Genomic DNA, 19,903 nt, shown 5'->3' with positions numbered 1-19,903 from the left:
AGTCCGTGGTTCCTTATTGTTGCTGTACCACTATATTTTCCTGCGCCGGATCGACATGCTGCATCTGCAGCTTCTCGGTGGACGTGCGCTCAACCCGGCTATGATCGCCCAGGGCATTTTCTTCCAGAATCAGGTTGCGCCACTCAATATCCAGCGCATCCCGTTCCAGCACTAATTGTTCACGCTGCGCCGTCAGCAGGCGGGTCTTATGGGCTGTGGTCACCACCAGAACCGCCGAAACCAGCACCGCAATCACCAGGATTAACGGAATCTTTCCGTGACGGAGCAGATCGCCGCCGATAACTCCGGGTAAACTGTGGCGCTCGTTGCCAATCACGTTGCGGTCCTTTCAGCAATACGCAGCACTGAGCTACGTGCGCGTGGATTTTCGCCAACTTCCGCTTCACCTGGCATCATCTTGCCCAGCGCTTTCAGCTGACGGCCACCGAGACTGGCCAATTGCGCTTCGGTCATTGGAATACCAGCCGGAACCTGCGGACCGCGGCTTTGTTCACGCATAAAGCGCTTAACAATGCGGTCTTCCAGCGAGTGGAAACTAATCACCGATAAGCGTCCGGACGGTGCCAGTGCGATCAGCGCGCCTTTCAGCGCCAGTTCAATCTCTTCCAGCTCGCTGTTAACCCAGATGCGAATCGCCTGGAAACTGCGGGTGGCCGGATGCTTGAACTTGTCTTTTACCGGCGTGGCCGCGTAAATCACATCGGCCAGCTCTTTGGTGCGCGTCATCGGCTGTTCACGGTTACGTTCGACGATGGCGCGGGCAATGCGCCTGGCAAAACGCTCTTCACCAAATGTCTTCAGCACAAAAGCGATATCGCTCTCTTCAGCCTGCAACAACCATTCGGCTGCGGAGTGACCGCGCGTCGGGTCCATACGCATATCCAGTGGCCCGTCACGCATAAACGAAAATCCGCGCTCAGCATCATCAAGCTGTGGCGATGAAACGCCCAGGTCGAGTAAAATACCGTCAATCTTGCCGGTTAAGCCCAGCGCTTCCACATACTCTGCCAACGCAGAGAACGGGCCATGAATGATGTTAAAACGTGGATCGGTTATTTCTGCAGCGGCTGCGATAGCTTGCGGATCACGGTCAATGGCGTAGAGACGACCCTGCTCTCCCAGTTGAGAAAGAATCAGGCGCGAATGTCCTCCGCGCCCGAACGTGCCATCAATATAGATGCCGTTATCCTTGAGGCTGAGACCGTTAACCGCCTCATCTAACAGCACCGTGGTATGTTTAAAATTATCCTGCATAGCTATAGCGACAAATCCTGCAATCGATCAGATAAAGGTTCCTGCGTCGACTGCTCAGCGTCAATATCGTCCTTGACTTGTTGATACCAGGTCTGTTCATCCCACAGCTCAAACTTATTGAACTGCCCAACCAGCATCACTTCTTTAGTAAGGTTCGCGTGCTGACGAAGGGTGTTCGCCAGCAGTAAACGACCTGCATTATCCATCTGGCACTCGCTGGCATGACCCAGTAACAGTCGCTGAACGCGACGTTCGGCAGGGTTCATGCTGGACAAGCGAGACAGCTTTTGTTCAATGATTTCCCATTCGGGTAAGGTATAAAGCAGCAGGCACGGCTGGTGGAGGTCAATGGTGCAGACCATTTGCCCCTGTGATTCCCCGATCAGCGTTTCGCGGTAGCGCGTTGGCACGGCAAGCCGGCCTTTGCTGTCGAGATTGACTAACGTTGCCCCACGGAACATGCCAGTCTCACCCCCGAGTTACCCCTAATCACCACTTTACACCACAAATTCCCACGAAAAGAGTTTACGGAGCGAAGGAAAACATTGTCAAGCCGCAGCACCAGCCTGAAGGCATTATTTCTGAGAGGAAGAAAAGGAAGGAAAGTTGAAAATAAAGCCTGCCTGAACCAAAACAAAAAAATAAGCCGATGAATAATGACAAAAAATTCACATCAAATTTAATTATGCTCAAAAAAATAGCAGTCTCGGCATGAATAAATTAACTTGCAAACTTTGCGAGCCGGTTTGCATTTTAAGGTATTTCTTAATGCTTGCACAGAGGGCTGTAGCCGCGTGGCGCCTGAGAGTAGCGGGAAAACGGATTATGGCGGTTGAGGAATTCAGTGACTTTGCTGGTTATTTTCAATACTTACTTTAATTTACGTAAATCTTTTGCCAGCATTCTGAAATCCCACGAACATTCCTGAGCCAATTTTTAATTTCAGGCGAAATATTAATAGATGTAAAAAAGGCAGCTTTCGCTGCCTTCGATTCAGGTCACCTTACGATTTAACTTACCCCGGCGGAACAAATTTCGCCGGATACGAGTTAAACCCGGTTTCGGTTTTTTTGGTTCGTCGAGGCTGGCCAGCACCAGTTCCAGTACGCGTTCCGCCACGTCACGGTGGCGTTGCCCCACCGCCAGCACCGGACACTCAAGGAAATCGAGCAGTTCATGGTCGCCAAAGGTGGCAATCGCCAAATCAATCGGCAAGCGCCCTTCACGTTTCAGCGTCACATCCATCACACCCTGCAACAGACCAAACGAGGTGGTAAACAGCGCATCAGGCATCGGATGGTCTTGCAGATAGTTTTCAAACAGTGCCGCCGCAGCGGTACGTTCGTAGCTGTTGGCATAGATAAAGTCGATATTACGCGGGTCGCCTTCCCACGCCTGACGGAAACCCATCTCACGTAAAAAGCTTACGGAAAGTTCCGGCAGCGCGCCAAGAAACAGCACATTGTTAACCGGCAGCTTACGTAATTCAGCGGCCAGCATCTCGGCATCATCCTGATCGGCACCGACCACGCTGGTAAAATGTTCGCGGTCCAGCGCACGATCCAGCGCAATAATCGGCAGCGGATCATTAATCCAGCGCTGATAAAAGGGATGTTCTGGCGGCAAAGCGGTAGAGACGATAATCGCATCGACCTGGCGCTGGAGCAGATGCTCGATACAGCGCATCTCATTTTCCGGCAGATCTTCAGAACAGGCGATCAGCAGCTGATAACCGCGCTGACGTGCCTGCCGTTCGAGGTAGTTGGCAATGCGCGTGTAGCTGGTATTCTCCAGATCGGGAATAACCAGTCCTATTGAGCGCGTGCGTCCCGCACGCAGTCCCGCCGCTACCGCATTGGGATGGTAATTATGCTCACGCACCACCGCCATGACTTTTTCGACGGTTTTGTCGCTGACACGATACTGCCTGGCTTTGCCATTAATGACATAGCTGGCCGTCGTGCGCGACACACCGGCAAGGCGCGCAATTTCATCCAGTTTCACAATAACCCCACACTTCAGTCGCTACGACCGCTGCATTAATAGCCATATCGTAGCCATGGATAAGAGATTTGTTACATCTAACAGCAGAAAACCGTGGTGAGCAACCGCTTTTCATCGACTTAGCGGCTCTGATTAACAAAAGTTTTTCTCCGCCGAATGCTTAAGCCACATTTATGTAAGCCATAAAAAACCCGACCGGAGTCGGGTTGATTCTTCATACGCTACTGTACAGCAGTCAATCAGCGCATAATGCGATCGCCACCACGCGACACGCCAACAATCCCCGAGCGCGCGATTTCTACAATTTCGGCGACTTCACGCACCGTGTTGAGGAAGGCGTCAAGCTTGTCACTGGTGCCCGCCAGCTGAACCGTGTAAAGCGTCGGCGTAACATCGATGATTTGCCCGCGGAAAATTTCTGCGCTGCGCTTCACTTCTTCACGGCCGTAACCGCTGGCCTGAATCTTCACCAGCATGATTTCACGTTCAACGTGCGAGCCTTTGCACAGTTCGCTGACGCGCAGCACATCTACCAGTTTGTGCAGCTGCTTCTCAATCTGCTCCAGCACTTTCTCGTCGCCGACGGTCTGAATCGTCATACGTGAAAGCGTCGGGTCATCGGTAGGCGCTACCGTCAGGCTTTCAATGTTATAGCCGCGCTGTGAAAACAGGCCAACCACGCGGGACAATGCGCCGGATTCGTTCTCCAGCAATACTGATAAAATGCGACGCATAATTATGTCCTCTCCGTTTTGCTCAGCCACATCTCGTCCATACCACCACCGCGAATATGCATCGGGTAAACGTGCTCAGTGCCGTCGACGTTAACATCAACAAATACCAGACGCCCTTTCGCCAGTTCTTCCAGCGCGTGGGTCAGTTTCTCTTCCAGCTCTTGCGGATGGTTAATCGCCACGCCAACGTGACCATAGGCTTCCGCCAGGCGCACAAAATCAGGCAACGATTCCATATAGGATTGCGAATGGCGTCCGGAATAGATCATATCCTGCCACTGCTTCACCATACCGAGGTAGCGGTTATTCAGGTTCAGCACCAGCACCGGAATGCCATATTGCAGCGCGGTGGACAGCTCCTGAATATTCATCTGAATACTGCCATCGCCGGTGACGCAGACCACGGTTTCATTCGGCAGCGCTAACTTCACGCCCAGCGCAGCTGGCAGGCCAAAGCCCATGGTGCCCAGACCACCGGAGTTAATCCAGCGACGCGGCTTATCAAACTGATAGTAAAGCGCGGCAAACATCTGATGCTGGCCAACGTCGGACGTCACATACGCTTCGCCGTGCGTCAGACGACAAATCGTCTCGATCACCGCTTGTGGTTTGATCTTATCGCTGGTGCGATCGAACTCCAGGCACTTGCGTGAACGCCACTGATCGATGCTCTGCCACCAGTCGCGCAGGCTGTCAAAATTCTGCGTCGCGTCGGATTGCGCCAGCAGTTCCAGCATCTGCTCCAGTACCTGTTTCGCATCACCGACAATCGGCACGTCTGCGGCAACGGTTTTTGAAATCGATGTCGGGTCGATATCAATATGTAATACCGTGGCATTCGGACAATATTTGGCCAGATTATTGGTGGTACGGTCGTCGAAACGCACGCCAACGGCGAAGATAACATCTGAGTTATGCATCGTCATATTGGCTTCATAGGTGCCGTGCATGCCCAGCATGCCCACCGACTGGCGGTGCGTCGCCGGGAATGCGCCCAGCCCCATCAGAGAGGTGGTCACCGGCAGATTCAGTTTTTCGGCAACCTCACGCAGCTCATCGTGACAGGCTGAGTTAATCACGCCACCACCCGCATAAATCACCGGCTTTTTCGCGGCTAACAGCGTTTGCAGCGCGCGTTTAATCTGCCCTTTATGACCCTGAGTATTCGGATTATAGGAGCGCATACTGACCGATTCCGGCCAGGCGTAAGGCAGTTTATTGGCCGGATTAAGAATATCTTTCGGCAGATCGATGACCACCGGGCCAGGGCGGCCAGTGGACGCCAGCCAGAAAGCTTTTTTTATCGCGCCAGGAATATCTTCGGTGTGTTTGACCAGGAAGCTGTGTTTAACGATAGGACGCGAAATACCGACCATATCGCACTCCTGGAATGCATCGTAGCCAATCAGCGACGAGGCAACCTGTCCCGACAGCACCACCATCGGAATAGAATCCATATAGGCGGTCGCAATCCCGGTAATCGCATTGGTCGCGCCAGGCCCGGAAGTCACCAGCACCACCCCGACTTCACCGGTAGCACGTGCATAGCCATCGGCCATATGCACCGCGCCCTGCTCATGGCGCACCAGCACATGGTCAACACCGCCGACCGTTTGCAGAGCGTCATAAATATCGAGTACCGCTCCGCCCGGATAACCGAACACATGCTTTACGCCCTGATCGATTAACGACCGGACCACCATCTCGGCTCCTGACAACATCTCCATTTTTTGCCTCCAGGCTTAAGGTGCTGATTCCCTTGACTCAATCACTTGCCATTTATGCTGCGCAACAAAGTGAAGCGTCGCACAGACGATGCCAGAGGAAGTCAGAACCTTGTGTTTTATTCTCAGGCGGTGGAAATCATTTCCACAACCCAGGTACAGGGTCGCGAGGCCCTTGCTGATTTCTCGTTAGAGTTGTGTGGTTACCATAACCGCGAAAAAGTTAGCAGGCAAACACCAAACGTTCGCGCTCCGGTTAATGTCGAAATTAAGCATCTGGAGGAAAGGGAATAGCCTCGACAATTCCACTAAAGGAGTCAGCAAACAAAAGCGGTTTATGCTGCGAGAAATAGTGTTAACAGTGCGATCTCATTCTTAATAAAATTAACTCATCGATAATCAGAGACAAGCCTTTCACAGGGAAGCGAATTTATAGTTATATCTGCTACCCATTGATTAACCGGCGCTACAATTCTCCAGTAATAATCACTAAAGGGTGTTAAATGATTTTAGCGACACCTGCGTCTAAACAGCTATTTATCAATAAGTTAACCAACAAAATCAGCTGGTAAGGCTTTGATTTTATGAGGTATGTATCCCTGAGCTTTTCTTATGCTTTGCCATTCCTCTGCCAACCTAAATAACCGCAGAATATTTTACTCAGCCTGTTCAGCCGCAATCTATAATTGATCTCAGGCAGAAGGTTGACATTGCAGGCTGAACCACGTATCAATATTAGCAACACAAATATTACGGGGTTTGATTCAATGATTCGTCCTAACCGCCTACTCGGTCTACTACTAAACGCATTCAATTTGCGCGGTAGGCTTGTGGGCGGAATCAATCACTGATTCAGACTCGCAAAACTTAAAAAACCCGCGCCGATGCGCGGGTTTTTTTATGCTCGTAGCAAAAACGGCAGACTTCAGGAAGGACGATTACGATGAGCTCACAAGTTATTATTTTCGATACCACTCTGCGTGATGGCGAACAGGCATTACAGGCCAGCCTGAGTGTGAAAGAAAAACTGCAAATCGCGCTGGCGCTGGAGCGTATGGGCGTGGATGTCATGGAAGTCGGTTTCCCGGTCTCCTCACCTGGCGATTTCGAATCCGTGCAGACTATTGCGCGTCAGATTAAAAACAGCCGCGTTTGTGCGCTGGCTCGCTGCGTAGAGAAAGATATCGACGCCGCTTATGAAGCCCTGCGCGTGGCCGATGCTTACCGTATCCACACCTTCCTGGCGACCTCGCCAATGCATATCGCCACTAAGCTGCGCAGCACCCTGCCGGAAGTGATTGAACGCACCGTGCGCATGGTAAAACGGGCGCGTAACTACACTGACGATGTGGAGTTCTCCTGTGAAGACGGTGGCCGCACGCCGATTGACGATCTGTGTCGCGTCGTTGAAGCGGCGATTAACGCCGGCGCCACCACGATTAATATCCCGGACACCGTGGGCTACACCCTGCCGGATGAATACAGCAACATAATCTCTTCCCTGATTGCCCGCGTTCCTAACATCGACAAAGCAATTCTGTCAGTACATACCCACGACGATTTAGGCATGGCGGTCGGCAACTCTATCGCGGCGATTCAGGCCGGTGCGCGTCAGGTTGAAGGCACGCTGAACGGTCTGGGCGAGCGCGCCGGTAACTGTGCGCTGGAAGAAGTGATTATGGCGATTAAAACCCGCAGCCAGATGATGAATGTGCATACCAACATTCAGCATCAGGAAATCTATCGCACCAGCCAGATTGTCAGCCAGATCTGCAATATGCCGATTCCGGCCAACAAAGCGGTGGTCGGTTCCAACGCCTTCGCCCACTCCTCCGGTATTCACCAGGACGGCGTGCTGAAAAACCGTGAAAACTACGAAATCCTGACGCCGGAATCGATCGGACTGCATAAAGTGCAACTGAACCTGACTTCACGTTCGGGTCGCGCGGCAGTGAAACACCGCATGGAAGAGATGGGCTATAAAGAAGCCGACTACAGCCTGGATGCGTTGTATGACGCTTTCCTGAAACTGGCGGATAAAAAAGGCCAGGTGTTCGATTACGACCTGGAAGCGCTGGCGTTTATCAACAAACAGAATGAAGAGCCGGAACATTTCCAGCTGCAAGAGTTCAACGTGCAGTCCGGCTCCAGCATCACCGCGACCGCCTCAGTACGTCTGGGCTGCGGTGACGAGCAGAAATCCGAAGCCGCGACCGGTAACGGCCCGGTGGATGCGGTCTATCAGGCAATCAATCGCGTTACAGAATTTGATACCGAGCTGGTGAAATATCAGCTGACCGCCAAAGGCCACGGCAAAGATGCACTGGGTCAGGTGGATATCGTGGTTAACTACAATGGCCGCAAATTCCACGGCATCGGTCTGGCGACTGATATCGTTGAGTCTTCGGTTAAAGCGATGATTAACGCATTGAACAATATCTGGCGCGCACGTCAGGTCGAGCAAGAATTACAACGCAAATCAAAGAACAAAGAGCAAAAGGAAACGGTGTGAACATGTCTAAAACTTATCATATCGCTGTATTGCCGGGTGACGGCATTGGTCCGGAAGTGATGGCGCAGGCTTCTAAGGTTCTGGACGCCATTCGTCAGCGCTTTGCGATGCGCATCACCACCAGCGAATACGACGTCGGCGGTATTGCTATCGACCGTCACGGCGCTCCGCTGCCAGCGGCCACCGTTGCCGGCTGCGAGCAGGCTGACGCGATTCTGTTTGGCTCCGTTGGCGGCCCGAAATGGGAACATTTACCGCCGGCCGAACAGCCTGAACGCGGCGCATTACTGCCGCTGCGTAAGCATTTCAAACTGTTCAGCAACCTGCGTCCGGCCAGCCTGTATAAAGGTCTGGAAGCGTTCTGTCCGCTGCGTCGCGATATCGCCGATAACGGCTTTGATATCCTGTGCGTACGTGAACTGACCGGCGGCATCTATTTCGGCCAGCCGAAAGGTCGCGAAGGTAGCGGCATGCACGAACGCGCCTTCGACACCGAGATTTATCATCGTTTTGAAATTGAACGTATTGCCCGCATCGCTTTCGAGTCAGCGCGTAAACGTCGCAGCAAAGTGACCTCCATCGATAAAGCCAACGTCTTGCAGACCTCGGTGATGTGGCGCGAAATCGTCAGCGAAATTGGCAAAGAGTACCCGGATGTGCAACTGAGCCATATGTACATTGATAACGCCACCATGCAGCTGATTAAAGATCCGTCACAGTTTGACGTGCTGCTTTGTTCTAACCTGTTTGGTGACATCCTGTCGGATGAGTGCGCAATGATCACCGGTTCCATGGGCATGCTGCCTTCGGCCAGCCTGAACGAACAAGGCTTTGGCCTGTATGAACCTGCTGGCGGCTCGGCGCCGGATATTGCCGGTAAAAATATTGCCAACCCAATCGCGCAAATTCTCTCGCTGTCACTGCTGCTGCGCTACAGCCTTAATGCGGATGAGGCAGCAGACGCTATTGAGCGCGCCATCAACCGTGCGCTGGAAGAAGGTTTCCGTACCAGCGATTTAGCCGGTGACGGGCAGGCAATCAGTACCGATGAAATGGGTTCAGTGATCGCCCGGTTCATCACCGAGGAAAAATAATAAAATGAGCAAAACATTATACCAGAAGTTATTTGATGCACATGTCGTCCACGAAGCCCCAAACGAAACGCCACTGCTGTATATCGACCGCCATTTAGTGCACGAAGTCACTTCGCCACAGGCGTTCGATGGTCTGCGCGCGCATGGACGCAAAGTCCGTCAGCCGTCAAAGACCTTTGCCACCATGGACCATAACGTCTCGACCCAGACCAAAGATATCAATGCTTCTGGCGAGATGGCCCGCATCCAGATGCAGGAACTGATCAAGAACTGCGCCGAGTTTGGCGTGCAGTTGTACGACCTGAACCATCCGTTCCAGGGCATCGTACACGTGATTGGCCCTGAGCAGGGCATGACACTGCCAGGAATGACGATTGTGTGTGGCGACTCCCATACCGCCACCCACGGCGCGTTCGGCTCGCTGGCGTTTGGTATTGGCACCTCGGAAGTTGAGCACGTGCTGGCGACCCAGACGCTGAAGCAGGGTCGCGCCAAAACCATGAAGATTGAAGTAGTCGGCAAGGCTGCTGCGGGCATTACCGCGAAAGATATCGTGCTGGCGATAATCGGTAAAACCGGCAGCGCCGGCGGTACCGGTCATGTGGTGGAATTCTGTGGCCCGGCGATTGAAGCGCTGAGCATGGAAGGCCGTATGACGCTGTGTAATATGGCGATTGAGATGGGCGCGAAAGCCGGTCTGGTTGCACCGGACGATATCACCTTCGCCTATCTGAAAGGGCGTCAGTTCGCGCCGAAAGAGACCAACTGGGACGCCGCCGTCGACTACTGGCGCAGCCTGAAATCCGACAGCAATGCGCAGTTCGACAGCGTGGTGACGCTGAACGCCGCGGATATCGCGCCGCAAGTCACCTGGGGAACCAATCCTGGCCAGGTGATGGCGGTGAATGAGCTGATTCCCGATCCGGCTTCCTTCAGCGATCCGGTTGAGCGCGCCTCGGCAGAAAAAGCGCTGGCCTATATGGATTTGCAGCCAGGCATCAAAATGACCGACGTCAGCATCGATAAAGTGTTTATCGGTTCCTGCACTAACTCACGTATTGAAGATCTGCGTGCCGCCGCGGAAATCGCCAAAGGGCGTAAAGTCGCTGCTGGCGTGCAGGCGATTGTGGTACCGGGTTCCGGTCCGGTTAAAGCGCAGGCGGAGGCGGAAGGTCTGGATAAGATCTTTATCGAAGCCGGTTTTGAATGGCGTCTGCCAGGTTGCTCAATGTGTCTGGCGATGAACAATGACCGTCTGAATCCGGGCGAACGTTGTGCTTCCACCAGCAACCGTAACTTTGAAGGTCGTCAGGGACGCGGGGGTCGTACGCACCTGCTGAGCCCGGCGATGGCCGCGGCCGCGGCCGTTACCGGTCACTTCGCTGATATCCGCGAACTGCATTAAGGAAAATATTATGGCTACCAAATTTACTCAGCATAGCGGGATTGTCGCGCCACTGGACGCGGCGAATGTCGATACCGACGCCATCATTCCTAAGCAGTTTCTGCAAAAAGTGACGCGCACCGGTTTTGGCGTGCATCTGTTTAACGACTGGCGTTATCTGGATGATGCCGGTCAGCAGCCGAACCCTGACTTCGTGCTGAATAAGCCGGAATTCAACGGTGCCAGTATTCTGCTGGCGCGTGAAAACTTTGGCTGTGGCTCTTCACGTGAACATGCGCCCTGGGCACTGACCGATTTCGGTTTCCACGCGGTGATCGCACCCAGCTTTGCCGATATCTTTTACGGCAACTCATTTAACAACCAGCTGTTGCCGGTAAAACTGAGCGAAGAGCAGGTGGATGAGCTGTTTAAGAAAGTGGCCGCTGAACCGGGCATCACCTTCACCGTCGATCTGGAAAAGCAGGAAGTGATTGCAGGCGATCGGCACTACAGCTTCGAGATCGACAGCTTCCGTCGTCACTGCATGATTAACGGCCTCGACAGTATCGGCCTGACTTTGCAGCATGATGCGGCAATTGGTGAATACGAAACCAGACAGCCGGCATTTTTGAATTAATAATATCGCACGGGCGTCGTTCCCGACGCCCGTTGTTCAAACATCGCGTACCCGCATCGACAGCCCCAACGCCACCACCGACAACGCCAGCGTCATCCAGTACACCGAATAATGCCCCCAGGTTTCCGCCAGTGCGCCTTGCAGAATCCCCGCCAAAATCACCCCGGTAGAAATACTGTTGGTAAACAACGTGGTAGCCGCACCGGGACGGCCAGGCATCAGATCCTGAAAGTAGAGCATGCCGATGCCGGCAATAATGCCGATAAACACCGCATTAAAAATCTGAATTACCATCAGCATGGTGCGCGACTGGAACAGCACCAGTCCGAGATAAAACAGCACGCCCGAGGCGATGGCAAACAGCATCATATTGCGCTTACCAAAGCGCTTAACATAGTGCCCCGCCAGCAGCATCGCCGGAATTTCCAGCCCGGCTGCCGTCCCCATCAGTAAGCCCGCCAGCCGATCTGGCAACCCCAGCACGCTGCTGATATACAGAGGCATATCAATGATATACATAGTGTTACAGGTCCACATCATCATTGAAGCGATAAACAGCATGCGGACGTTTTTATCTTTCCACGCGCTGATTTGCGTCAGCAACACTTCCGGCGACTGCTCGACACGTGGCACCGACGGCAAGGCAAACCAGACCAGCGCCAGGCAGATCACAAACAGCGCTGCCGCCACAATAAACATGGTGGTAAAGCCGTAATTCAGCGCCAGCGCAAAGGAGAGCGGCGGCCCAATCACCCACGCCAGCGACAGCTGGGCGCGCATTACCGAGCTGAACATCACCACTTCGCGTGCCGAACTGTCAGCATATTCTCGCGCCAGAGCAAAAATCTGCGGCATCGCCACGCTGGCCAGTGCCGACAGGAATACCCCGGCGGTAATCAGTGTCAGATAGTGACGATTAAAAGCGAATAACAGCGCATTCAGCAGCGCCATCAGGCAGCAGAACAGGATCAACATTCGCCGGTCGCCACGGTTATCGGATCGCTTCGCCAGTAACAGGCTCACCACAATCCCGGCGATGGCATTTACGGTATAAAACAGCCCAACCCAGAATGGCCGCACTTCCACTTCGCGGCTGAGAAACAGGCTCAGAGTGGGTGCCTGCAATGCACCGGCGATGCCAACCATAAAGGAGACCGCCATAAAAGCGACATAAACCGGATTAATGCGACGACGACGGGTCAGCAGCGATTTCATACCTTGATAATTCCTGGATGGAAAAAGGAGGAAAAACGACAAATAAGAAGCGTAGAAGAAACCACAGCGAAAAGAAAAAAGCCAGCAGACAATAAATCCGCTGGCAGGTGAAAGCACCATACTCAGAATGGGACAGAAGTGCGCCATCCAACTAGCGATGCCTCCCGCTCTTCCATCTGTGGCTATTATTGCCATAATACAGGAAACAAAAAACTGATGGCTTTTACTGCGGAGTTCCCCTTTTATGTCCTCTCCCCGTTTGCAGCAGCAATTTATTCGCCTGTGGCAGAGCTGTAATGGCCAGTCGCAAGAGACCACGCTGAATGAGCTGGCTAACCAGCTAAGCTGTTCGCGCCGTCATATGCGTAATTTGTTGAATGCGATGCAGGCTCACGGCTGGCTGGAGTGGCAGGCAGAAGCCGGACGCGGCAAGCGTTCGATGCTGACCTTCCTCTATACCGGCCTCGCGCTGCAACAACAGCGCGCCGAGGATCTGCTGGAGCAGGATCGTATCGACCAACTGGTGCAACTGGTCGGGGACAAAAACCAGGTGCGGCAGATGATTACCTCGCACCTCGGGCGCAGTTTTCGTCAGGGGAAACATATTTTGCGGGTGCTTTACTACCGCTCGTTGCTGAATTTATTGCCCGGCTCACCATTGCGCCGTTCAGAAACTCACCTTGCGCGACAGATTTTCAGCAGCCTGACGCGCATAAATGAGGAAAACGGGGAACTGGAAGCGGATATTGCCCATCACTGGCAACAGATCGCCGCCACCCACTGGCGCTTCTACCTGCGTCCGGCAATCCACTTTCATCATGGCCGCGAGCTGGAAATGGCCGATGTCATCAGCTCGCTGACGCGCCTGACCAGTCAGCCGCTGTTCAGCCATCTGACCCGCATTGAGTCCTCGACGCCCTGGGCGCTGGATATCCACCTCAGTCAGCCGGATAACTGGCTGCCATGGTTACTCGGCAATGTCAGCGCAATGATCCTGCCGCGCGAATGGCCCACCCTGCCCGACTTTTCGCGCCAGCCGGTAGGCACTGGCCCCTATTCCGTGGTGCGCAATCAGCAGTCTCAGCTAAAGATTCAGGCCTTTGACGACTACTTTGGCTATCGCGCATTGATTGATGAAGTGGCGATCTGGGTACTGCCGGAAATTACCGACGAGCTGGTCTACTCCGGCGTAAAACTACAGGGTAAAAAACAGGATGAAAAATCGGAAGAGAGCCGGCTGGAAGAGGGCTGCTACTTTCTGCTGTTCGACCAGCGCTCACCGCAGGGGCGCAACGAGCAAGTACGCCGCTGGGTCAGCTATATCTTTAATCCGATAGCCCTGTTAAACAACTCCGGGATTGGCTATCAGCGTTATTGGTTTCCGGCATACGGCCTGCTGCCGCGCTGGCATCACCGGCGCGATATGACCCCGGCGGAAAAACCGCCAGGGCTGGAAAGTTTAACCCTCACCTGGTACAGCGATCATATCGAACATCAGGGCATTGCGAATGCGCTGGAACCGATACTGGCCGCGCATGGCGTAAAGCTGATTACGCAACAGGTGGATTACGACAGCTGGTATCGCGGTGATGCCGAAAGTGATATCTGGCTCGGCAGCGCCAATTTCACCCTGCCGCTGGAGTTTTCGCTGTTTGCCTTACTGTATGAGATCCCGCTGATCCATCACTGCGTGCAGATCGACTGGGAAGCGGATGCCGATCGCTGGCGGCAACAGTCGTTATCGCTGGCCGACTGGAGTAAACAGCTGGTCGACAGTTACAGCCTGCATCCGCTGTTTCATCACTGGTTACTGCTGGAAGGTCAACGCAGCATGCGCGGGGTGCGGATGAACACTCTTGGCTGGTTCGATTTTAAATCAGCCTGGTTTGCCCCGCCCGAATCATGAGTCTTTCACTGCTGACCGTAAATCAATAGAATAGGCCGTTCTCAACGGGGTGCGGAAAAAACCTTGTGGTGCCAGTGCATTGTCACCCACCGATTTTTTCCGCTGAGAAAAACCCGTCGAACCTGATCCGGCTCATACCGGCGTAGGGATTTGAGATTGCCTGTCACTCAGATCATGCGCCTCATTTATCCATTTTCTGGAGAGCGCAACGTGTTAAACAAGACCCTGCCTTTGTTACTGCTGTTAGCGGCACCGGCATTTGCTGCCAAACCGACGCTGACCGTCTATACCTATGACTCGTTCTCCGCTGACTGGGGCCCAGGTCCGGCAATCAAAAAAGCCTTCGAAGCCGACTGCGACTGTCAGCTGAAATTCGTCGCGCTGGAAGATGGCGTTTCCCTGCTGAACCGTCTGCGGATGGAAGGGAAAAACAGCAAAGCTGACGTGATCCTTGGTCTCGATAACAACCTGTTGCAGGCGGCAGAGAAGACCGGCTTGTTTACCCACAGCCATGTTGATACCAGCAAGCTGACCCTGCCAGGTGGCTGGCAAAACAGTACTTTTGTGCCTTATGACTACGGCTACTTTGCCTTTGTTTACGATAAAACCAAACTGACTAACCCGCCGAAAAGCCTGAAAGAGCTGGTCGACAGCGATCAGAACTGGAAAGTGATCTATCAGGATCCGCGCACCAGCACGCCGGGCCTTGGTCTGCTGCTGTGGATGCAAAAAGTCTTCGGCGATGATACGCCGCAGGCGTGGCAGAAACTGGCGAAGAAAACCGTCACCGTTACAAAAGGCTGGAGCGAAGCCTATGGCCTGTTCCTGAAGGGCGAAGGGGATATGGTGCTGAGCTACACCACTTCACCAGCTTATCACCTGATTGAAGAGAAGAAAGCACAGTACGCCGCCGCCGATTTCGCCGAAGGTCACTATCTGCAGGTGGAAGTGGCCGGACAGCTGGCCAGCAGCAAGCAGCCGGAACTGGCGCAACGCTTTATGAAATTTATCGTCAGCCAGCCCTTCCAGCAGGCGATTCCAACCGGCAACTGGATGTATCCGGTAACCGACATCAAGCTGCCGGCGGGCTTCGACACATTGACCGTCCCGAAAACCTCGCTGGAATTCAGCCCACAGCAAGTCGCCGATCAACGCGCGCAATGGATCAGTGCATGGCAACGCGCCGTCAGCCGTTAATCGCTGGCTGGATGATCCCCGGCGGCCTGGCCGCAATGCTGCTGGTCGCCGTGGCGATTCTGGCGTTTGCCGCGCTGTGGTTTAACGCCCCGCAAACCGACTGGCGTGCCATTGCGCAGGACAGCTATCTCTGGCATGTGCTGGGCTTCTCCTTCTGGCAGGCGTTGTTATCGGCGCTGCTGTCGGTGCTCCCGGCGATTCCACTGGCCAGAGCGCTTTATCGCCGCCGCTTCCCCGGACGCGCCGCGCTGTTGCGGCTCTGCGCCATGACGCTGGTCTTGCCGGTACTGGTGGCAGTATTCGGCATTCTCAGTGTCTACGGCCGCGAAGGCTGGCTGGCGCAGTTGTGTCAGCTGCTGGGCATTGACTACCGTTTCTCCCCCTATGGCCTGCAGGGCATTCTGCTGGCGCATGTGTTCTTTAATCTTCCGCTGGCAACGCGCCTGCTGTTACAGACGCTGGAACAGATCCCTGGCGAACAAAGACAGCTGGCTGCCCAGCTTGGCATGCGCGGCTGGCACCATTTTCGACTGGTGGAGTGGCCGTGGCTGCGTCGGCAAATCATGCCTGCGGCGGCGCTGATCTTTATGCTGTGCTTCGCCAGTTTTGCCACGGTGTTATCGCTGGGCGGCGGCCCGCAAGCCACCACCATTGAGCTGGCGATCTTTCAGGCGCTGAGTTACGACTACGATCCCGGACGCGCCGCACTGCTGGCACTGCTGCAAATGGTCTGCTGTCTGGGACTGGTGATGCTGAGTCAACGCCTGAGCAAAGCCATTCCGGCAGGTAGCGCAGCAATAAGCGGCTGGCGCGATCCGCAAGACAGCAGACGGGCAAAAATCGTCGACGGGATGTTAATTTTGTTGGCGCTGATGTTATTGCTGCCGCCACTGCTGGCGGTGGTTGTCGACGGGATTAATCAGGGGTTCAGCAGCGTATTGCGGCAACCGGCATTGTGGCAGGCGACCCTTACTTCACTACGTATTGCGATTGCTGCCGGGCTGCTTTGCGTGGTGCTGACTACCATGCTGCTGTGGACCAGCCGCGAGTTGCGCCTGCGTCAACGTGCGCTGGCAGGTCAGGCGCTGGAGCTGAGCGGTATGCTGATTCTGGCGATGCCGGGTATTGTGCTGGCGACCGGCTTTTTCCTGTTGCTGAACAGCACGGTCGGTTTGCCACAGTCGGCCGACGCGCTGGTGATTTTCACTAATGCGCTGATGGCGATTCCCTATGCCATGAAAGTGCTGGAAAACCCGCTGCGTGATATCGCCGAACGCTATAACCGACTCTGCCTGTCACTGGATATTCGTGGCTGGAATCGCCTGCGGCTGATCGAACTGAAGGCGCTGAAACGCCCGCTGGCACAGGCGCTGGCCTTCGCCTGTGTATTATCGATAGGTGATTTTGGCGTGGTGGCGCTGTTTGGCAATGAAGATTTCCGCACCCTGCCGTTCTGGCTTTATCAGCAGATTGGTTCGTATCGCAGTGAACAGGGCGCGGTAACCGCACTGCTGCTGTTACTGCTCTGTTTCCTGCTGTTTACCCTTATTGAAAAGCTGCCGGGTCGTCATGCTAACGCTGAATAATTTAACTTATCTTTATAACCATCTGCCGATGCGTTTTTCTCTGACAATGCAGGCCGGTGAACGGCTGGCGATTCTGGGCCCCAGCGGAGCGGGTAAAAGTACCCTGCTCAGCCTGATTGCCGGTTTTCTGTCGGCTAACAGTGGTGAACTGCTGCTGAACGGTGCAGACCATACTCACACTGCGCCAGCACAGCGTCCGGTGTCGATGCTGTTCCAGGAAAACAATCTGTTTCCGCATCTGAGCGTGGCACAAAATATCGGGCTGGGGCTGAATCCGGGCTTAAAGCTGAATGCACAACAGCGGCAGACTATCAGCGATATCGCCCGGCGCGTCAGCCTCAGTGACTATCTTGACCGCCTGCCTGCTCAGCTCTCCGGCGGTCAGCGCCAGCGTGCGGCACTGGCGCGCTGTCTGGTACGTCAACAGCCGTTACTGCTGCTGGATGAGCCCTTTTCCGCCCTCGATCCCGCCCTGCGTAAAGAGATGCTGAAGCTGGTAGATGAGGTGTGCAGTGAGCGGCAAATCACCTTGCTGATGGTGTCGCACAGCCTTGAAGACGCGCAACAGATTGCCGCACGCAGCGTGCTGATCGTGGATGGTCGGGTTTACTGGGACGGCTCAACCGCCGCGCTGGCGAATGGCGACACCGCGGCGGCGGAGATTTTAGGGGTAACGCGGCGATAGCCGGGGCCAGCCAGTAAAGCCAGCCCGCAGCACGGCCTTAATGGCCAAAAAATACCTGCCACAACAGATGACGGAACAGCGGCATCATCGGGTGAAGCTGAATGGCAACAAAGCTGGCAATGCCGATGGCAGCAGCCATTGGTGCCAGCCAGCGCAGACGCGTCACCGGCAAAATTGGCGTTGCCCAGTCGTTCTGCTTATCCGCCCGATGCCAGCGCCAGCACAGCCAGAAGCCGAGCCACACCAGCAGCGCCACCGCCAGCAGCAGCCATTTAAACATGCCGCTTTGCGCGTCTTGCGGCACATCAATCGCCACCCCGGCCAGAATGCCCGGCATAAAATAGAGCGGCGGCCACAACAGGCAGCCAATCACATTCGGTGGAATAAACTTCCTGATCGGCAGCTCCAGCATTCCCGCCACCATCGGAATCAACGGTCGGGTTGGACCGATAAAACGTCCGATCAGAATGGTAAACATACTGTGCTGGTGCAGCGCATGCTCGGTTTTATCCAGCATCGATTTATGCTTTTGCAGGAAAGACCAGCGGTGCAGCGGCCCTTTAAACTGCCAGCCAATATAATACGAGAGCCAGTCACCGAGCAGGCAGCCGATAATACCGGCACCCCACGCCGGATACAGCCCCATCTGGCCGCTACCAATCAGCGCGCCCAGCGTCGCCATCAGCACCGTTCCGGGCAATAACAAGCCCACCAACGCCAGTGATTCAAGAAACGCCACCAGCATAACGGCGACCAGCGACCACGCCAGCGATTGGGTAATTAAATGTTCCAGCCAGGCTTCCATAAGCTTCCATCCGGTATTCAGGATGTTGGATTGTCCTGACCCGTTGCAGCAGCGTCAAGGCTTGTTTTGTATGCGAACATTGACAGTTGCCGCCGGTTTAACACTCCAAGGAATTAAGGTGCCATCATCAACACTTTAAACTGGCTCGGCACGGCACGCATCCCGACGATATTGGTGGCGTTTTGCAGGCTCAGACTGGTCAGGCGCGTGGCCGGAGAGCCTTTCAGCAACACGGTAAACGAAGCGGTCAGATGACGCGATGGCCCCATCACCGTCCCCGATGCCACCCCCATATTTATCCCGGCATTATCGCCGTTGGTTAGCGGGATAATCGTCGCCAGATTATGCGCTGGCATCCCCAGAAACAGTATATTCAGCGCATTGGGGATGGCGGTTGGCCCCAGTGCAATATTGGGATAAGGCACCGGAACCGGCATTGGCAAAGGTGTCAGGCAGACATCCGGCAGGGCTATATCAACCCCCATTAACTGGCAATTGGCAAACATCGGCTCTCCCTGGCGTTTAGCCCATATGGATCTGACCAGCATCCACTTTAGCGATGGCCTTGGCGGTAATCACCGTATTTTGCGCATGCATCCGCAGATAATTTTCCGCTTTAATATCCAGCTGCCCGGCGCGCAGATGCTCGGTCTGACTGGTTTTGCGAAACACGTTATTACTAATCTGGGTGATTGTTTGCCAGACCGATTCACAGCGCTTACCCACCAGGCTGGTCAGGTTCACCCAGGCGGAGAGCGACTCGCCGCTGTATTTCAGCGCATGGATATGGCAATCCGCTTCTTCCGCCGTGATACGAAATTGCTTACTGCTCAGGCTTAATTCGCCCTGACTGACAATACGCAGAGCACTCTCGGTACTCAGCTCGGCGGTCTGGCGCGGTGAGCTGCGATCGAGGATCGCCAGCACCCACACGCCTTGTTCAATCGTCACCAGCAGCACCGCATCGCCGACGGCCGGAACCAGCAGGCAGCTGGCCGCACGCCGGCAGTGCCAGCCGCGCTCAGCACATTCGACGGTCAGTGTGCCATCGGGAAAAAGGTGGGTCACGCGTCCGGTCGACTGCTGCGCCGACAGCAGTGTGGCAGGATAAGTCTGGTTAGCCGTATTCATAATACAAAACCTCT

Annotated in this window: 19 protein-coding genes and 1 riboswitch; of the genes, 9 read left to right on the top strand and 10 right to left on the bottom strand. The window is 54.5% G+C overall.

Annotated elements, in window-relative coordinates; genetic code table 11:
• Positions 1-13: 13 nt before the first annotated feature.
• The 6 genes from ftsL to ilvI form a co-directional block, all read right to left on the bottom strand.
• Positions 14-337 carry a cell division protein FtsL gene (gene ftsL / locus NG42_RS14740; RefSeq protein WP_052900259.1) on the bottom strand — a complete coding sequence of 108 codons (324 nt, stop codon included), beginning with the start codon at positions 335-337 and terminating at the stop codon, positions 14-16.
• Positions 334-1,275 carry a 16S rRNA (cytosine(1402)-N(4))-methyltransferase RsmH gene (rsmH, locus tag NG42_RS14735; protein WP_052900257.1) on the bottom strand — a complete coding sequence of 314 codons (942 nt, stop codon included), beginning with the start codon at positions 1,273-1,275 and terminating at the stop codon, positions 334-336. The genes ftsL and rsmH overlap by 4 nt, the downstream gene beginning before the upstream one ends.
• A 2-nt stretch (positions 1,276-1,277) precedes the next feature.
• Positions 1,278-1,736: a division/cell wall cluster transcriptional repressor MraZ gene (gene mraZ / locus NG42_RS14730; RefSeq protein ID WP_052900255.1), complete on the bottom strand. Its 459-nt coding sequence runs from the start codon at positions 1,734-1,736 to the stop codon at positions 1,278-1,280.
• Positions 1,737-2,268: 532 nt separating this feature from the next.
• Positions 2,269-3,279, bottom strand: a complete 1,011-nt coding sequence (gene cra / locus NG42_RS14725) for a catabolite repressor/activator (RefSeq protein ID WP_052900253.1) — start codon at positions 3,277-3,279, stop codon at positions 2,269-2,271.
• A 239-nt stretch (positions 3,280-3,518) separates the two neighbouring features.
• A complete protein-coding gene (gene ilvN, locus NG42_RS14720; RefSeq protein ID WP_052900251.1) occupies positions 3,519-4,013 on the bottom strand; it encodes an acetolactate synthase small subunit in 495 nt (164 codons plus the stop codon).
• A gap of 2 nt (positions 4,014-4,015) precedes the next feature.
• On the bottom strand, positions 4,016-5,740 hold the full coding sequence (ilvI, locus tag NG42_RS14715; RefSeq protein WP_052900249.1) for an acetolactate synthase 3 large subunit: 1,725 nt from the start codon (positions 5,738-5,740) through the stop codon (positions 4,016-4,018).
• A gap of 764 nt (positions 5,741-6,504) precedes the next feature.
• Here ilvI and leuL point away from each other — a divergent pair.
• The 5 genes from leuL to leuD all read left to right on the top strand — a co-directional run bounded on the left by leuL (position 6,505) and on the right by leuD (position 11,364).
• The gene (gene leuL / locus NG42_RS23880) at positions 6,505-6,588 is read left to right on the top strand and encodes a leu operon leader peptide (protein WP_156322154.1); all 84 of its coding nucleotides are present in this window, start codon (positions 6,505-6,507) and stop codon (positions 6,586-6,588) included.
• A gap of 92 nt (positions 6,589-6,680) precedes the next feature.
• Entirely contained in the window at positions 6,681-8,249 is a 1,569-nt protein-coding gene (gene leuA, locus NG42_RS14705) for a 2-isopropylmalate synthase (protein WP_052900245.1), read from the top strand.
• Positions 8,250-8,251: 2 nt separating this feature from the next.
• Positions 8,252-9,343 carry a 3-isopropylmalate dehydrogenase gene (leuB, locus tag NG42_RS14700; RefSeq protein ID WP_052900243.1) on the top strand — a complete coding sequence of 364 codons (1,092 nt, stop codon included), beginning with the start codon at positions 8,252-8,254 and terminating at the stop codon, positions 9,341-9,343.
• A gap of 4 nt (positions 9,344-9,347) precedes the next feature.
• Positions 9,348-10,748: a 3-isopropylmalate dehydratase large subunit gene (gene leuC, locus NG42_RS14695; RefSeq protein ID WP_052900241.1), complete on the top strand. Its 1,401-nt coding sequence runs from the start codon at positions 9,348-9,350 to the stop codon at positions 10,746-10,748.
• A 10-nt stretch (positions 10,749-10,758) separates the two neighbouring features.
• On the top strand, positions 10,759-11,364 hold the full coding sequence (leuD, locus tag NG42_RS14690) for a 3-isopropylmalate dehydratase small subunit (RefSeq protein ID WP_052900239.1): 606 nt from the start codon (positions 10,759-10,761) through the stop codon (positions 11,362-11,364).
• A gap of 36 nt (positions 11,365-11,400) precedes the next feature.
• Here leuD and NG42_RS14685 read toward each other — a convergent pair whose 3' ends face one another.
• A complete protein-coding gene (locus NG42_RS14685; RefSeq protein WP_052900237.1) occupies positions 11,401-12,579 on the bottom strand; it encodes a sugar efflux transporter in 1,179 nt (392 codons plus the stop codon).
• Positions 12,580-12,823: 244 nt separating this feature from the next.
• Between NG42_RS14685 and sgrR the strand changes: the two genes are divergently transcribed.
• The 4 genes from sgrR (at position 12,824) to thiQ (ending at position 17,953) form a co-directional block, all read left to right on the top strand.
• Positions 12,824-14,485, top strand: coding sequence for an HTH-type transcriptional regulator SgrR (sgrR, locus tag NG42_RS14680; RefSeq protein ID WP_052900235.1), 1,662 nt, complete (start codon positions 12,824-12,826; stop codon positions 14,483-14,485).
• 35 nt (positions 14,486-14,520) lie between these two features.
• A riboswitch (TPP riboswitch) is annotated at positions 14,521-14,652 on the top strand.
• A gap of 43 nt (positions 14,653-14,695) precedes the next feature.
• A complete protein-coding gene (gene thiB, locus NG42_RS14675) occupies positions 14,696-15,682 on the top strand; it encodes a thiamine ABC transporter substrate binding subunit (RefSeq protein ID WP_052900233.1) in 987 nt (328 codons plus the stop codon).
• Complete coding sequence (thiP, locus tag NG42_RS14670; protein WP_052900231.1) at positions 15,658-17,268, top strand: thiamine/thiamine pyrophosphate ABC transporter permease ThiP; 1,611 nt, start codon at positions 15,658-15,660, stop codon at positions 17,266-17,268. The genes thiB and thiP overlap by 25 nt, the downstream gene beginning before the upstream one ends.
• Positions 17,252-17,953 carry a thiamine ABC transporter ATP-binding protein ThiQ gene (gene thiQ / locus NG42_RS14665; RefSeq protein WP_052900229.1) on the top strand — a complete coding sequence of 234 codons (702 nt, stop codon included), beginning with the start codon at positions 17,252-17,254 and terminating at the stop codon, positions 17,951-17,953. The genes thiP and thiQ overlap by 17 nt, the downstream gene beginning before the upstream one ends.
• Before the next feature lie 37 nt (positions 17,954-17,990).
• Here thiQ and NG42_RS14660 read toward each other — a convergent pair whose 3' ends face one another.
• The 3 genes from NG42_RS14660 to NG42_RS14650 form a co-directional block, all read right to left on the bottom strand.
• Positions 17,991-18,758 carry a DedA family protein gene (locus tag NG42_RS14660; RefSeq protein ID WP_052900228.1) on the bottom strand — a complete coding sequence of 256 codons (768 nt, stop codon included), beginning with the start codon at positions 18,756-18,758 and terminating at the stop codon, positions 17,991-17,993.
• Positions 18,759-18,871: 113 nt separating this feature from the next.
• Complete coding sequence (locus NG42_RS14655) at positions 18,872-19,264, bottom strand: DUF4150 domain-containing protein (RefSeq protein ID WP_052900227.1); 393 nt, start codon at positions 19,262-19,264, stop codon at positions 18,872-18,874.
• Positions 19,265-19,280: 16 nt separating this feature from the next.
• On the bottom strand, positions 19,281-19,889 hold the full coding sequence (locus NG42_RS14650; RefSeq protein WP_052900226.1) for a DUF3540 domain-containing protein: 609 nt from the start codon (positions 19,887-19,889) through the stop codon (positions 19,281-19,283).
• Between the last annotated feature and the right edge of the window lie 14 nt (positions 19,890-19,903).

The sequence above is a fragment of the Winslowiella iniecta genome, from assembly GCF_001267535.1.
In the GTDB taxonomy this organism is placed as follows: domain Bacteria; phylum Pseudomonadota; class Gammaproteobacteria; order Enterobacterales; family Enterobacteriaceae; genus Erwinia; species Erwinia iniecta.
Note: the sequence above shows the minus strand (reverse complement) of the source record. Positions and strands in the feature narration are given on the sequence as shown.